The organism is Micromonospora sp. NPDC050695, assembly GCF_040654415.1.
Taxonomy (GTDB): Bacteria; Actinomycetota; Actinomycetes; order Mycobacteriales; family Micromonosporaceae; genus Micromonospora.
Genome location: NZ_JBFAHZ010000063.1, coordinates 1 through 15296 on the forward strand (window position 1 = coordinate 1; position 15296 = coordinate 15296).

The window sequence follows — 15296 nt, forward strand, 5'->3', positions numbered from 1 at the left end:
TTCGACACGGCCGCCCTCGTCCACCTCGCCGACTACGAAGCGTAACCAAACACAGGACACTCAACCCGAACAGGACTTGCGACCTGCTGCACTAGTCCAGGTCACAGCGGCTGCCGGGGCGGCCCGTACCGCCCGCCCCGGCACGCCCGTCGTCAGTCCTCGAACGCCTCCGGCGACGGGCACGAGCAGACCAGGTTCCGGTCGCCGTACGCGCCGTCGATCCGCCGCACCGGCGGCCAGTACTTCCCCGCCCGGTCCACCCCGGCCGGGTACGCGCCCACCGACCGCGGGTACGGGTGCGGCCACTCGTCACCGCTGACCATCGCCGCGGTGTGCGGGGCGTTCGCCAGAGGGTTGTCCCCCGCCGGCCACTGCCCGGAGGCGACCTGCTCGATCTCCGCCCGGATCGCGATCATCGCGTCGCAGAACCGGTCCAGCTCCGCCAGGTCCTCACTCTCGGTCGGCTCCACCATCAGCGTCCCCGCCACCGGGAACGACATCGTCGGCGCATGGAAGCCGTAGTCGATGAGCCGCTTCGCCACGTCGTCCACGCTCACCCCGGTCGCCTTCGTCAACGGCCGCAGGTCGAGGATGCACTCGTGCGCCACCAGGCCCTTGTTGCCGGCGTACAGCACTCCGAAGTGCCCGCGCAGCCGCGCCGCCACGTAGTTCGCCGCGAGGACCGCCACGCCGGTCGCCCGGGTCAGCCCCTCGGCGCCCATCATCCGCAGGTACGCCCACGGGATCGGCAGGATCCCCGCCGACCCGTACTTCGCCGCCGAGATCGCCGGCGTCGCGTCGACGTGCGCGCCCAGCGGATCACCGGGCAGGAACGGCGCCAGGTGCGCGCGCACCGCCACCGGACCCACACCCGGGCCACCGCCGCCGTGCGGGATGCAGAACGTCTTGTGCAGGTTCAGGTGCGACACGTCCGCGCCGAACTGGCCGGGCTTGGCGAACCCGACCAGCGCGTTGAGGTTCGCCCCGTCGACGTACACCTGCCCGCCGGCGTCGTGGACCTTCGCGCACAGCGACGCGATGCCCGTCTCGTACACGCCGTGCGTCGACGGGTACGTCACCATGATCCCGGCGAGCGCGTCCCGATGATTGTCGATCTTCGCGTCCAGGTCGACGAGGTCGACGTTGCCGTCGTCGTCGCAGGCCACCACGACGACCCGCATGCCGGCCATCACCGCCGACGCCGCGTTCGTGCCGTGCGCCGACGACGGGATCAGGCACACGTCGCGGTGCGACTCACCCCGCGACGCGTGGTACGAGCGGATCGCCAGCAGGCCCGCCAGCTCGCCCTGCGACCCCGCGTTGGGCTGCACGCTGACCGCGTCGTAGCCGGTCACCTCCGCCAGCCACGACTCCAGCTGATCGATCATCTCCCGGTACCCGACGGTCTGCGCATCCGGCGCGAACGGGTGGATGTTCGCGAACTCCGCCCAGCTGACCGGCTCCATCTCGGTGGTCGCGTTCAGCTTCATCGTGCACGACCCGAGCGGGATCATGCCCCGGTCCAGGGCGTAGTCGAAGTCCGACAACCGGCGCAGGTAGCGCAGCATCGCCGTCTCCGAGTGGTGGCTGCGGAACACCGGGTGCGTCAGGAAGTCGCTGCGGCGCGCCAGGTCGACCGGCAGGGCCGGGTCGCCGGCGCCGTCGAACGCGGGCACACCGAACGCCGCCCACACCGCCTGAAGGTGCGCGTCGGTGGTCGTCTCGTCGCAGGACATCCCCACCCGGTCGGCGTCGACCAGCCGCAGGTTCACGCCCCGCTCGGCGGCGGCCGCCACCACCTGCGCCGCCCGGCCCGGCACGCGTGCCGTGACGGTGTCGAAGAACGCGACGTCCGCGACGTCGACGCCGCCGGCGCGCAGCCCGGCCGCGAGCCGCGCCGCCCCGGCATGGGTACGCGTCGCGATCTCCCGCAGCCCGTCCGGGCCGTGGTAGACGGCGTACATGCCGGCCATCACCGCGAGCAGCACCTGCGCGGTGCAGATGTTGCTGGTCGCCTTCTCCCGCCGGATGTGCTGCTCACGGGTCTGCAACGCCAGCCGGTACGCCGGGTTGCCGTCCGCGTCGCGCGACACCCCGACGAGACGCCCGGGCAGCATCCGCTCCAGGCCCGAGCGCACCGCCAGGTAGCCGGCGTGCGGCCCACCGAAGCCCATCGGTACGCCGAAGCGCTGGGTGGTGCCGGCGGCGATGTCCGCGCCGATCTCCCCCGGTGCCCGCAGCAGCGTCAACGCCAGCAGATCCGCCGCCACGGTCACCAGGGCACCGACGGCGTGCGCGGCCTCGACGAGGGCCGCGTGGTCGCGCACCGCCCCGGACGCGCCCGGGTACTGCAGGTGCAGGCCGAAGAACTCCGCGGGCAGCTCGTCGCGCTCGACGTCGACGACGCGCACGTCGATGCCGAGCGGCTCGGCCCGGCTGGCGATCACGGCGATGCTCTGCGGCAGGGCGTCGGCGTCGACCACGTACACCCGGCTCGTGCTCTTGGACGCGCGCCGCGCGAGGGTCATCGCCTCCGCCGCGGCGGTGCCCTCGTCGAGCATCGAGGCGTTCGCGGTGGCCAGGCCGGTCAGGTCGGTGACCATGGTCTGGAAGTTCAGCAGCGCCTCGAGGCGGCCCTGGCTGATCTCCGGCTGGTACGGCGTGTACGCCGTGTACCACGCCGGGTCTTCGAGGACGTTGCGGCGGATCACCGCCGGGGTGTGCGTGCCGTGGTAGCCCAGGCCGATCATGGAGACGGCGACCGTGTTGCGTGCCGCGAGGGCCCGCAACTCGGCGAGCGCCTCGGCCTCGGTGGCCGGGGCCGGCAGGTCCAGGGTGCCGTGCCAGCGGATCACCTCGGGGATCGCGGCGTCCATCAGCTCGTCGATCGAGTGATGCCCGACGACCTCCAACATCCGACGCTCGTCGTCGGGGCCGGGACCGATGTGACGGGTGGCGAACTGCTCTACGCTCATCAGGGGCACTCCCGGGGCGAGGTCGACGTGTCGGCCTCCCCCTCTGTCGCACCCCGCAGGAGCGCTCCACAGTGCCTGCCCACGAGGTCCTTTTGCCTGAGAGGTTCCGGGGAGGATTTGCCCCTTCGGCGCCGCCCTGACTGCTGCCGGGCGGTCTCTCCCACGTGGGTGGTACCGGCATGGTCAACGCTACCAGCGCCGGTGTTTCCGGCAGATGTCCTACCCCCCGGGCAGGTGTCACACCCCGGCCGGCGTGGCCACCGCCGCGCCGCCGGTGACCCGCTCGGCCAGCACCGGCAGCAGCGCCCCCAACGGCGCGTCGACGCACACCGTGGCGTAGCCGTCACCACGGGTCGGACCCTGGTTGACGATCGCCACCGGAATGCCCCGTTTCGCGGCGCGAATCACGAACCGGCGACCCGACATCACCGTCAACGACGACCCCAACACCAGCACCGCCCGCGCCCGCTCCACCAGCGCGAAGCACCGCGCCACCCGCTGCGGCGGCACCGTCTCACCGAAGAACACCACATCGGGTTTCAACATCCCGGTGCCGCAGATCCCGCAGTCCACCGGCCGGAACGCCGCCACCTGCTCATCGGGGAGATCCACATCACCGTCCGGGTTGACCGCGGCGACCCGCGCCACGAAATCCGGGTTGGCCTCGCGCAGCCGCCGGTCCACCTCCTCCCGGGAGGTCAGGTTGCCGCAGTCCAGGCACGTCACCTCGTCCAGGCGACCGTGCAACTCGACCACCGACGCGCTGCCCGCCGCGCCGTGCAACCCGTCGACGTTCTGCGTGATCACCGCGTCGACCAGACCGGCGTGCTCCAGCCGCGCCACCGCCCGATGCCCGGCGTTCGGCGCCGCACGGGCGATCAACCGCCACCCCAGGTGGCTACGCGCCCAGTACCGCCGCCGCGCGACGGGGTCGCGGGTGAACGCCTGCACCGTCATCGGGGTGTGCCGGCGCGCGACCCCGCTGGGGCCCCGGTAGTCCGGAATACCCGACTCGGTGGACAGGCCGGCGCCGCTGAGCACCACCACCCCACCCCCGGCCACCAGCGAGGTCAACGCGTCCAGGCTCTCCGTCACCCCTTCATGCTGCCTCACCGCACCCGCCGTCGCCGACCCCTCGGCGGGCCTGTGGTGGCGTCGACACCGCGACGACGTCGGCGACGACGCAGGCCACGTTGTCGGGCGCCCCCGCCGCCCGCGCCAGGGCGATCAGGCGGGTCACCGTGTGCTCCGGGTCGGCCCCCTCGCTGAGCGCCGCATGCAGGGCCGCCCGGTCGACGACGGCGGACAGCCCGTCGGAGCACAGCAGGTACCGGTCACCGGGCAGCGCGGTGCGAAGCGCCAGATCGGCCTCGACCTGCTGACCGCCGCCCAGCGCACGTACCAGCAGCGCACGCTGAGGATGCGCGGCCGCCTCGTCCCGGTCGAGCAGGCCCTGATCCACCTGGGTCTGCACCCACGTGTGGTCCTGGGTGAGCAGGGACAACTCGCCGCCGCGCAGCAGATACGCCCGGGTGTCACCGACGTGCACCAGGGCCAGCTGCGAACCGCTGCGCAGCAACGCGGTCAGCGTGGTGCCCGGCTGATGCTCATCGGTCGCCAGCGCCCGCACGACGTCATCGGCGCCGGTCACCGCACCGGCCAGCATCGTCAGCAGCTCCACGGCCGGCACGTCGACGAGCTCCAACGGGCGCAGAGCGTCGATCGCGGCGGCGCTGGCGGCAGCGCCACCGGGCCCGCGCATGCCGTCGGCCACGGCGAACAACCGATCACCGGCGTACGCGGCGTCCTCGTTGCTGACGCGCACCGCCCCGGTGTCGCAGCCGGCGGCGTACCGCACAGCAAGGGTGGAATTGGGTACGGACACGGTGGTGCTCCCTCCGGACAGGTGCTCCACGAGGACGGAGGCGAGCCGCGCACGAGCCGCGGTGTCCGCGCTGACCTGCCGCCAGTACGCCGTGATCGCGTCAGCGGCCGCCGCGGGTTCCAGGTCACACACGGCGCGGATCGTGGCCAACGGCATGCCGATGCGACGAAGCTGGGCGACCAGCCGGGCCAGCGGCACCTGCTGCGGGTCGTAGAGCCGATACCCGGACTCCGGATCGACCGCGGCCGGCGCCAGCACCCCCACCTGGTCGTACAGACGCAACGCCTTCGGCGTCAGACCCGCCGCCCGGGCGAACGCCCCGATGGTCACCAACCCCACGTCGACATCCTCCTCGTGCCGGTCACCGCGACCGGCACACACCAGACTGGGGGTTGCCCACAGGTCAAGGTCAAGCTCCCGGATCTCGCCGACGGTAGGTTGAGCACATGCGTGTCGTCATCGCCGGAGGCCACGGCAAGATCGCCCTGCTGCTGGAACGTCACCTCGCCGGACGCGGCGACACCGCCGTCGGCCTCATCCGCAACCCCGGGCAGGCCGCCGCGCTGCGCGCCGCCGGCGCCACCCCGATCATCCGCGACCTGGAACACACCGACAGCGACGACCTCGCCGCGCACCTCGACGGCGCCGACGCGGTCATCTTCGCCGCCGGCGCCGGCCCCGGCAGCGGCGCCGCCCGCAAGGACACCGTCGACCGGGCCGCCGCCGCGCTGCTCGCCGACGCCGCCACCCGCGCCGGCGTCCACCGCTACCTGCTGGTCTCCTCCATGGGCGTCGACGACCCGCCCGCCGCCGGCACCGACGACGTGTGGGCGGCGTACCTGCGCGCCAAACGGGCCGCCGAGGACGACCTCCGCGCCCGCGACCTGGCCTGGACGGTCCTGCGACCCGGGCGGCTCACCGACGACGACCCCGCCGGGCGCGTCACCCTCACCCGCCACGCCGGCCGCGGGGCGATCAGCCGCGCCGACGTCGCCCACGTCCTCGCCGCGCTGCTCGACGAACCACGAACCGCCGGCGCGACCCTCGAACTCGTCGGCGGGCCGACACCCATCGCCGACGCCGTCCGGTCGGCGGCGACCCCCTGAGCGCCACCGCAACCACTCGACATCCGGTTCACCCCGCCGCCGGAGAAGGACGGCGCCGGCGCGACGGTCACCGTTCACCCCGACCAACGCCTCAACCGACACGGCGGGTGGGGTCAGCCACGCTGACCCCACCCGCCGCCGGTCACCGCTGCTGGTGCCGCGGCAACGCCGTCTGACCCGCCGCCGCACCCGCCGCGAACGGCGCCCCCGGCGTCTCCTTCGCGATCCGGTCCATCGTCCGCGCCAACTGCTCACTACCGTCGTCGAGATGCCGCGCCGCCGCCTGCATGTGCGACACCATCATCTCGCCGAAAATCCGCAACGCCTCCCGCGTCGCCACCGAGTCGTCGAAGCTCGCCCCGGCCGTGCTGCGGTAATCCGCCACCGCCCGCTCAGCCTCCTGCTTCGCCTCCGCCGCCGCCGCCCGCATGTAACTCTCGTACTGCACCCGCGCGTACTCGGCGACCCGCCGCGCATAGTCATGCGCCTGCGCGATGATCTGCTCGGCCTCCCGCTGCGCCGCCGACAGCAGATTGACCTCCTTCGCCGCCGGCACCTTCGCCGCCGCCGACGTACTCGGGATCACCCCGTGCCGATGCAACTCCACCCGATCGGTGAGCCGCTCATTCTCCGCACGCAGATTCGCGACCTGCGTCGCCAACAGGTCCAACTCGTCGGCGACCTGCACCCGGAACCGGTCCACGTCGGCGTTGTCGTAACCACGCCGCGCGAACGGCGCCGTCCCGAACTCCCACCGCCGCACCCGGTCCGCCGTCATCCGCACCTGCACACCGCCGGAAACCTGCACCCCGTCGTACCGACTGATCGGCGTCGCGCTCACCTGTGCTCGCCTCCGTTCGCGACTGCGGGGCCCGCAAGCTCACTCCTCGCGCTCACCTGTGCCCACCTCCGGAAGTGTCACCGACGGTCGACTGATCCACCGCCGTCCGCCAAGCCGGGCCGTACCACTGCTTGCCCAGGCCCTCGTGATGCACCTGACCCGCGTGGTAACCCGCCCGGACCAACGTCTGCACCGCGTGCGAAACCATCTCGTCCGACCCGCACACGTACACGTGCCGCGACCGCCAGTCACCGTCGGCCAGCGCCCGATCCACCGCGTGCACGAACTCCCCCGGCCGACCCACATCGGCACCCACCACATAGGTCACCGTCAGCCACGGGTACGACGACGCCAACTTGTCGATCGCGTCGCTGTCGTAGAACTCGCTACGCGAGCGCGCACCCACATACAGATCCACCCGCCGACGCGAACCCTCCGCGGCGACCTGCTCCACCAACGCCTTCACTGGCGCCCAGCCGGTACCCGAGACCACCAGCAGCAGATCACTGGAACCCGCCGCCCACAACCCCAACCGATCCCCCACCGGCGCCGCCAGGTGGATCCGATCGCCCACGGACGACCCGTACACCAGCCGCGAGGACACCGCGCCACCCGGCGCGGCCCGCACGTGCAACTCCAACGTGCCGTCCGCACGCGGCGCGTTCGCCGGCGAGTAGTACCGCCACGACCGCACCGACGGATGCGACACCCCCACCGACTGACCCGCGGTGAACGGCAACAGGTACTGCGGACGCACCGTCAGCACCGCCACGTCGAACGCCCGCCGCTCATGCGCCACGATCTCCGCCACCCACCACGGCGGATTCACCGCCTCGGCGGCCTGCGCGGCCTCGGTCATCACCTGCGCGACCAGCCCGTACGCGGCCGCCCAATCCTGCGCCAGATCGTCGGTCCACTGCTCGGCCAGGAAATGCTGCAACGTCGCCAGCAGCGCCTCACCCACGGCCGGATAATGCTCCGCGCGCACCGCGAACTTGCGGTGATCCGCGCCGAGATCCTGCAGGAAACCGACCAGCCGATCCACCTGGTCCACGTTGGACACGATGTGCCCCAACGCCGTGACAAGACGATCACGCTGCCCCGCCATGTTCGTGGGGAACATCTGCCGCGTCTCGGGATGGGCCAGAAACAACGTCGAATAGAAGTAGAGCGGCACCTGGTCGCCGTGCCCGGCGACCAGGGACCAACTCTGCTTGAGTCGGGCCGCGTCCACGCTCAGACGCCCGGACGGTTCCCGGAGGCCACGACCTGGTCCTGCACCTGACCCAGCACCGTCTGCACATGGGCCAGGACGTCGGCGGGCACACCCAGCTCGGTCAGCGTCGCCGTCAGGTGCTCACCCACCTTCGCGTAGTGCTCCACCGGAATGTTCAGCGGCTGGTGAGCCTCGGCCAACCCGCGACCGGCGTACTCGTTCGGCCCGCCCAGCACCACCGTCAACATCAACGTCAGGTGCCGCCGCTGACCCACCATGTCCACATCGGCGAAATAGCCCGCCAACTCCGCATCGGCAAGCACCCTGTCGTAGAACAGCTCCACGGCCGCCTTGACCGAACTGGCACCGCCGATGCGGTCGTAGTGCGAAGCGGCAGCGGTTTCTTCCGTAACCGTCACGGTCGTTCCTTCCGGGGTGAGGTGTCGCGCGGGCTCAGCGCGGAGGGGCAACGGCCCACCGGGCGACACCGTCGTGCCACGGCGACACACCGGGGACCGTGACGGACCATAGCGTGCCGACGGGCTCCGGTCAGCGCCCCCCTATCGGATTCCCGACAACACGCTGACACGCACCGTCACCACCACCGACCCGACCGTCCACAATCGGCCACGACGACGACACCCACAGTGATCCACAGGGGAACGGGCCACCTCACGACCCCCACCACACGCCGATCACACTGACCCACAGTCACCGACCAGCGCCCAAAAAGTGGGCCGCACCTCCGGGCGAGTCCACAACCCGGAACACGCACCCGGCGGTCAGCCCGCCCGCCGCCGCGCCCGCCGCGCGGCCAACTCGTCACCCACCGGATCCGACCCGGACCCCACCACCGGCTCCACCGGTCCGCTCGCCGCCGGCTCCGCCGGCAGATGCGACAACGACCCCTGGATCTCCTTGAACGCCCCACCGATCGCGATACCGAAGACACCCTGGCCACCCTGCAACAGGTCGACCACCTCCTCCGGAGACCGGCACTCATACACCGTCGTCCCATCGGAGATCAGCGTGATCCCGGCCAGATCCTCCACACCACGCGACCGCAACGCCTCGATCGCCTTACGGATGTTCTGCAGGGACACCCCCGCATCCAACAACCGCTTCACGACCTTCAACACCACCAGGTCCCGGAACGAGTACAACCGCTGCGTCCCCGAACCCGACGCGTCGCGCACGCTCGGCACCACCAGCGTCGTACGCGCCCAGTAATCCAGCTGCCGGTAACTGATGCCCACCGCGTGACATGCCGTCACACCCCGGTAGCCCACCGAACCGTCACCCTCAGTCGCCACACCCGGCGACGAGGCACCCGGCTCGTCCAACTGTGTACCCGGATCAGGATCCCGCGGTTCGTGCATCCGGACAACCTCCCCGTCAGTGCGGCGACGCGTCGTTTCCTCCGACGCGCACCCCTCGACACGGCAACCCTATAGCCACCTTCAGGGGTTACCACGGAGGAACCGACGCGACACGCCGCGCAGCCACCGAGAAAGATCACCAACCACACCCAAGCATCACCGACAGTGACACCCACCCACGAGCGGGACCGATCAGCCCGCGAAATCCTCGGGACGCACCTGCTCCAAGAACTCGCGGAACTTCTCCACCTCGTCCTCCTGCTCGTCCGGGATGATGATCCCCGCCTCACTGAGGACCTGCTCCGCACAACGAATCGGCGCCCCGACACGCAACGCCAACGCGATCGAATCGCTCGGCCGCGCCGACACCCGCACGCCATCACCGATCAACAGATCCGCGTAGAAGACGTTCTCCTTGAGCTCGGTGATCTCCACCGCCTGCAACGGCGCCTGCAACGCCGCCAACACATCCCGCAGAAGATCATGCGTCAACGGCCGGGCCGGCTTGACCCCCTGCTGCTCATAAGCGATAGCCGTCGCCTCGACCGCACCGATCCAGATCGGCAGATAGCGGTCCCCCTCGACCTCCCTGAGCAGGACGATCGGCTGGTTGCTGGGCAGCTCCACCCGAACTCCGACCACGCTCAGCTCGCGCACCGCCGCCTCCGTGTCGTCGTCAACCTACGCACCGCGCCCTTCCCTGCACGGTACACGGACCGCGACACGGCCGTCCCATGCGCTACAGCACCACGCCCGCGCCAGAAAGGGGTTACCCCGGCAAGCCTACGGCACGCTTCGGAGAAGAGATCTTTCCGCTCCGCCACCGCCCACCGGGGCCCCCTCACCGACCCAACGTCGACCGCAGACCCACCCGCACCAACGCCGCATGCAACTGCTCCGACAACGCCGCCAACTCCCGCGCCGTCTCCGCAGCCCGCGCCCGCGCCGCCGGATCACTCTGCCGCACCAACGGCGCCACCAACTGCGCGAACAAACCAACCTCACGGTCCGCCGCCGTCCGATAACCCCGCAGATGCCGCGGCTCCAACCCGTACGCCGCCAACCCCGCCACCGCCGACGCGATGATCAACGCATCCGCGTCATACCACCCCGGCGGATCCGACACCAGCACACCGAGCCGCTCCAACTCCACCAACGTCGACTCGTCGACGCCACTGCGCGCCACCAGATCCGCCCGGCCGAGCCGCACCTGCGACGACTCGGCCGGCTCCGGCGACTCACGACCCGGCACCGCACCATCCGGACCCACCGCAACCAACGCCGGCCGCGAACGCCCCGGCTGCTCACCGGACGAATCCCACTGGGCCAACTGCTCACGGATCACCCGCAACGGCAGATACCTGTCCCGCTGCGCGGTCAGCACAAACCGCAACCGCGCCACATCGTCCCAGCTGTACTTCCGGTAACCCGCCGTCGTCCGCTGCGGCTCCACCAGACCCTCGGCCTCAAGGAACCGCAGCTTCGAAATCGTCGTGTCCGGAAAATCCACCCGCAACTGACCCAGCACTTCACCGATGCTCATCAGCGGCTGGGACCGGGTCGCCCCGGGTGGCGTGGAGGCCGCAGGCTCGTTCACCCCCGGCCGGCCTCCTCCTCCGGGCGCGGACCGGCGATGAACACCACCCGGAACTTACCGATCTGAACCTCGTCACCATTGCTCAACGTGGCCGCCTCGACCCGCTCACGATTCACGTACGTGCCGTTCAGGCTGCCCACGTCCCGCACCGTGAACGTCCCACCATCACGGTGGAACTCCGCGTGCCGACGCGACACCGTCACATCGTCGAGGAAGATGTCACTGTCCGGGTGCCGGCCACTCGTCGTCACATCGTGGTCCAACAGGAACCGGGCACCCGCATTCGGGCCGCGACGAACCACCAGCAGCGCCATACCCGGCGGCAACGAACCGGACATCCGGCTCGGCACCACATCGGTGTCCGGCCCCTCCAGCACTTCGTCGAGCGAACCGAGATTGAGCGTCGAAGTGACGTCGAGTGGGGGGAACTCGTCGTCTGGGCGCGTCATGGGACCACCTCACGGATCTGTTCGGTCGGCGTCGGGTAATGGCGGGTCTGGCCGCCGGGCACATGCACACCCGGCGGCTGGCTCCCCGTGCCCGGGAAGGCAATTCCGCAACGCTCAACTATTGGGTTCTCGGTCGACTGGGCGAGCCTAGCCAGCGCCGAAATGCAGGGCAACCGGACGCGCGCAGACATCACACGCACCGGATCAAGCACACTCAGCCTTCGGTGATCTTCTGGTACGCAGCCGCCGTCAGCAACCCGTCCGCCGCCGTCGGATCATTCGGAGTGATCTCCACCAGCCAACCCGCACCATACGGATCAGTGTTGATCAGCTCCGGTGTGTCACCCAACGCCTCGTTACGCGCCGCCACCGTACCGGCAACCGGGGCGTAGATCTCCGACACGCTCTTGGTCGACTCGATCTCACCCAACGAGTCACCGGCCGCGACCACCGCACCCGCCTCCGGCAACTGCACGTACACGATGTCGCCCAACGCGTCCTGCGCGAAGTGCGTGATGCCGACCCGAACCGAACCGGTGCCGTCACCCGCCACCCACTCATGCTCGGCGGTGTATCGCAGATCCTCGGGAATCACCAGACGCGTCCTTCATCCATCGGTGCCCCGGACCACTTAGGCCCGGCGCGGCCGCGCCCGATCAGGAGACCGGACGGGCGTGTTCCAACTTGATCGGCACGTGCAGCGCCGAAACCTCGGCAACCTCACGCTCCCCAAACGTCACGTTACCGCCGTCACCCCGGACCGACGCGACCACCCCACCAGGAATGTTCAACGCCGTACGCATCGTCGCCGGATCACCGATCACCGTGATCGTGAACGGCCCCACCAACCGACGCCCCTCCACCACCAACGACCCGTTCTCCCCATCCAGGAAGAACGTCGACGCGATGATCCGCACCGTCGCCCGGTCACCACCGGCGATCTGCATCGCCTCCGCGCCCGCGCCCCGCAGCTCCTGCACCGCGTCCAACACCCGGTTCGCCGAGATCGGCTTACCACCGGCGGAGAACTGCACCGTCAGACCAGGCCCCACCGCCGGCAACGTCCCCGCCAGAATGCCCACCTCGTCCGCCCGCCGCGTCGCCTCGTCCAACGCCGCCTGACGACCCTGCTCACCCGAGCGCAACTGCCGCTGACTGTCCTCCAACGCCCGGATGTCCTGCTGCAGACGACTCTCCCGCGCATCCAGATCCGACAGGATCCGCACCAGATCCTCCTGACGCGTCGCCCCCAACGTCGGATCCGTCGACGTCGTCTTCAACTGCACCACCAGCGTGAAACCCAACAACGCCAACAACGCCGCGATCATCACACCGGCCGTACTCAACCGGGACCGACCCGGCTGCGCCGACTCCTCGACCCGCGACTCCTCGACCCGCCGCGCCTCCGACCCGTCCGGCTCCGCCGACCGCGACACCGCGCTCAGATCCACCGTCGCACCGTCGGCGACCGGCGCCACCCCCGGCTCGTCATCCGCCGGCACCGGCTCCTGCGGCGCCAACGGGCTCAGCTCGTCCGGATCCGGCGCATCCGGCCGCGGATCCGGCTCACCCGCCGGACCACCCGGCCGCACCGGACCCGCCGGCTGCGGCCACCCCGTCCCCGTCTCGGTCTGCTCGTCGCTCATCGCATCCAAACCTACGCCCGGAACAGGTGCCGACGGATCGCCGCCACGTTGCCGAAGATACGCACACCGAGCACCACCACCACACCGGTGGACAACTGCCCGCCCACACCCAACTGGTCACCCAGATACACGATCAGACCAGCCACCAGCACGTTCGAGATGAACGACACCACGAACTGCTTGTCATCGAAGATCCGGTCCAGCTTGGCCCGCACCCCACCGAACACCGCGTCCAATGCGGCCACCACCGCGATCGGCAGGTACGGCTGCAACGCCGCCGGCACTGTGGGGTCAAGCCACACACCGAGCACCACACCGGCGAGCAACGCCAGCACCGCGATCATCGACCACCTCCGGAGGGGCTGACGGTCGCCGGAGAACCGGACGACCCGGGACTGCCGGACCGGCCACCCGACACGGAAGGGCTCGGACTGACCGACGGCTTGGCGTAGCGTAGCTGCGGCTCCGGAGCCGCCGGCAGGGTGAGGTCATCCGCATCCCGCACACCGAACGACAGCCCGGTCTTCTGCGCCACCTCCCGCATCAACGCGGCGTTACGACTGTCGTCGAACTTGTCCCGCATCGACCCCGGACCGATCGCCGACACCTCGTACGGCCCCGTCACCGGCCGGAAATCCACCAGCATCGCCTCACCCGCCGACCGGATCGTCGACGTCGCCGTCAACCGCTGCCCGTTGATGGAGATAGCCTCCGCGCCGGCACTCCACAACGCGTTCGCCACCCCCTGCAGATCGCTGTACAGCACCCGCGGCGGCCCCGCACCCGCGCCGGTGACCGCATCCGCCTTGTCCGGCGCGTCGGCCAACCGCACCACCACACCGTCACCGCGCACCCGACCCAGCCCGGTGCTCGCCTCCATGTCCCGCAGGCGTGCCGCCGCCGACCCACTCAACGCCGCGTCACGCTGCCGACTGACCTCCTCGCGCAGCTCGTCCGCCCGCGTGGACAACCGGTCGGTCTGCCGCTCCCGCTCCTTGATCTGCGCCACCAACCCGGAACGGGCCTGGCTACGCCCCGGCTCATCGGCCATCGTCTGCCGGTACGCGACCGCGAACAGGAAACCCAGCATCACCACCACGACCAGGCTGACCGTCCGCGTCGGCCAGGCCCGCCAGCCCCGAACCGGCTCCGCCGGCGCCGCACGCCGACGGGCAGCCGCCGCGTCGGCGTACCCCGGATCCAACGGGTTGCGGAACAGCTCGGTGAGGAAGTCCGGCGCGTACACCCGATCCTGACGAGGCCCCCCGGGCCGCGGCGCGCTCACGCCACCGCTCCCGGGCCGCGCGCCGCGCGCACCAGCCGGGCGGCCTGCACCACGTACATGCCGCCGGCCACCCAGTAGAGCACCAACCCCCACCAGGCCAGCCCCCAGCCGATCGCGGCCGTCGCCGTCGCCGCCGCGCTCCACTCGGTGGCCAGCAGCAGCACCGGGAACGCCGCGAGCAGCAGGAACGTGGCGGTCTTGCCGACGTAGTGCACCGGCGGCGGACCGTAGCCGTAGCGACGCAACACCGCCAGCGAACCGAGCAGCAGCAACTCACGGGCCAGCAGCGCCGCGGTGAACTGCCACGGCACCACCTCCCGGACGGTGAAGGCGATCAGCGTGGCGAGGATGTAGAGCCGGTCGGCGAGGGGGTCGAGCAGCTCCCCGAGTCGGCTCACCTGCCGCAGCCGGCGAGCGATCCACCCGTCGACCCAGTCCGTGGTGCCACCGATGGCCAGGACGACGACCGCCGCGACGTCCGCGCGGGCCACCAGGAACAGGTAGAGGAAGAGGGGTACGCCGAGCAGCCGCCCGAAGCTGATCAGGTTGGGCAGGGTGAGGACCTGGTCGCCGGGAGCCTGCTCGCCGGTGTCCCGCGGGTGCTCTGCCCGAGCCGGCCGACGCGACACCGAACCTCCTCCGCGGCACGCTCCGACCCACCCGGCCGACGTCGGGCGCGGGCGAGGTCGTACGCGCTGTCGGGCCGGCACAGCGCCGGCTCCCCTGCGGCCCCGGACGGGACCTCTTCCCTGACACGGCCCGCGATCATCGAGATCGCGGGCCGGGTAAGTGCGCTGCCACTATATCGGGCTCCTGTCCGCTTCCCGGGTGCCGCCGCTCGGCGGTTGGTGCGGCTGTGCCGCACTGTGGTGTGGATCACCACGCGTAGAGGGTCCTAGGATACTAGTGGAGGGGGT

At 70.8% G+C, this 15296-nt stretch carries 15 protein-coding genes, 1 pseudogene and 1 riboswitch; of the genes and pseudogenes, 1 reads left to right on the top strand and 15 read right to left on the bottom strand.

Annotation, left to right across the window (positions count from 1 at the left end; translation table 11 throughout):
* Positions 1-152: 152 nt before the first annotated feature.
* The 3 genes and pseudogenes from gcvP to AB0H52_RS28180 all read right to left on the bottom strand — a co-directional run.
* Positions 153-2975, bottom strand: coding sequence for an aminomethyl-transferring glycine dehydrogenase (gcvP, locus tag AB0H52_RS28170; RefSeq protein WP_357951260.1), 2823 nt, complete (start codon positions 2973-2975; stop codon positions 153-155).
* A gap of 74 nt (positions 2976-3049) precedes the next feature.
* A riboswitch (glycine riboswitch) is annotated at positions 3050-3148 on the bottom strand.
* A gap of 64 nt (positions 3149-3212) precedes the next feature.
* A complete protein-coding gene (locus AB0H52_RS28175; RefSeq protein ID WP_151489626.1) occupies positions 3213-4070 on the bottom strand; it encodes an NAD-dependent protein deacetylase in 858 nt (285 codons plus the stop codon).
* 73 nt (positions 4071-4143) lie between these two features.
* A pseudogene (locus AB0H52_RS28180) lies at positions 4144-5199 on the bottom strand (MerR family transcriptional regulator); the annotation flags it as partial.
* 107 nt (positions 5200-5306) lie between these two features.
* Here AB0H52_RS28180 and AB0H52_RS28185 point away from each other — a divergent pair.
* Complete coding sequence (locus AB0H52_RS28185) at positions 5307-5966, top strand: NAD(P)-binding oxidoreductase (RefSeq protein ID WP_151489624.1); 660 nt, start codon at positions 5307-5309, stop codon at positions 5964-5966.
* Between the two features lie 142 nt (positions 5967-6108).
* Here AB0H52_RS28185 and AB0H52_RS28190 read toward each other — a convergent pair whose 3' ends face one another.
* From AB0H52_RS28190 to AB0H52_RS28245, 12 genes are all read right to left on the bottom strand, one after another.
* On the bottom strand, positions 6109-6807 hold the full coding sequence (locus tag AB0H52_RS28190; protein WP_151489623.1) for a DivIVA domain-containing protein: 699 nt from the start codon (positions 6805-6807) through the stop codon (positions 6109-6111).
* 52 nt (positions 6808-6859) lie between these two features.
* A complete protein-coding gene (locus tag AB0H52_RS28195) occupies positions 6860-8041 on the bottom strand; it encodes a globin domain-containing protein (RefSeq protein WP_151489622.1) in 1182 nt (393 codons plus the stop codon).
* 2 nt (positions 8042-8043) lie between these two features.
* Positions 8044-8442, bottom strand: a complete 399-nt coding sequence (locus AB0H52_RS28200) for a group 1 truncated hemoglobin (RefSeq protein ID WP_151489621.1) — start codon at positions 8440-8442, stop codon at positions 8044-8046.
* 363 nt (positions 8443-8805) lie between these two features.
* Positions 8806-9402: a MerR family transcriptional regulator gene (locus AB0H52_RS28205; protein ID WP_151489620.1), complete on the bottom strand. Its 597-nt coding sequence runs from the start codon at positions 9400-9402 to the stop codon at positions 8806-8808.
* Positions 9403-9594: 192 nt separating this feature from the next.
* Positions 9595-10059: a bifunctional nuclease family protein gene (locus AB0H52_RS28210; protein WP_151489619.1), complete on the bottom strand. Its 465-nt coding sequence runs from the start codon at positions 10057-10059 to the stop codon at positions 9595-9597.
* Between the two features lie 184 nt (positions 10060-10243).
* Positions 10244-10945, bottom strand: coding sequence for a MerR family transcriptional regulator (locus tag AB0H52_RS28215; protein WP_192580243.1), 702 nt, complete (start codon positions 10943-10945; stop codon positions 10244-10246).
* Between the two features lie 50 nt (positions 10946-10995).
* Entirely contained in the window at positions 10996-11448 is a 453-nt protein-coding gene (locus tag AB0H52_RS28220) for an FHA domain-containing protein (protein ID WP_007071101.1), read from the bottom strand.
* Between the two features lie 214 nt (positions 11449-11662).
* Positions 11663-12043, bottom strand: coding sequence for a glycine cleavage system protein GcvH (gene gcvH, locus AB0H52_RS28225; protein WP_151489617.1), 381 nt, complete (start codon positions 12041-12043; stop codon positions 11663-11665).
* Positions 12044-12104: 61 nt separating this feature from the next.
* The gene (locus AB0H52_RS28230) at positions 12105-13094 is read right to left on the bottom strand and encodes a DUF881 domain-containing protein (RefSeq protein WP_357951264.1); all 990 of its coding nucleotides are present in this window, start codon (positions 13092-13094) and stop codon (positions 12105-12107) included.
* Positions 13095-13105: 11 nt separating this feature from the next.
* Positions 13106-13438 (bottom strand): small basic family protein, encoded by a 333-nt coding sequence (locus tag AB0H52_RS28235; protein WP_007460356.1) that lies wholly within the window; start codon positions 13436-13438, stop codon positions 13106-13108.
* Entirely contained in the window at positions 13435-14379 is a 945-nt protein-coding gene (locus AB0H52_RS28240) for a DUF881 domain-containing protein (RefSeq protein ID WP_151489615.1), read from the bottom strand. The genes AB0H52_RS28235 and AB0H52_RS28240 overlap by 4 nt, the downstream gene beginning before the upstream one ends.
* Positions 14376-15008, bottom strand: a complete 633-nt coding sequence (locus tag AB0H52_RS28245; RefSeq protein ID WP_151489614.1) for a CDP-alcohol phosphatidyltransferase family protein — start codon at positions 15006-15008, stop codon at positions 14376-14378. Before AB0H52_RS28245 ends, AB0H52_RS28240 begins: the two co-directional genes overlap by 4 nt.
* Between the last annotated feature and the right edge of the window lie 288 nt (positions 15009-15296).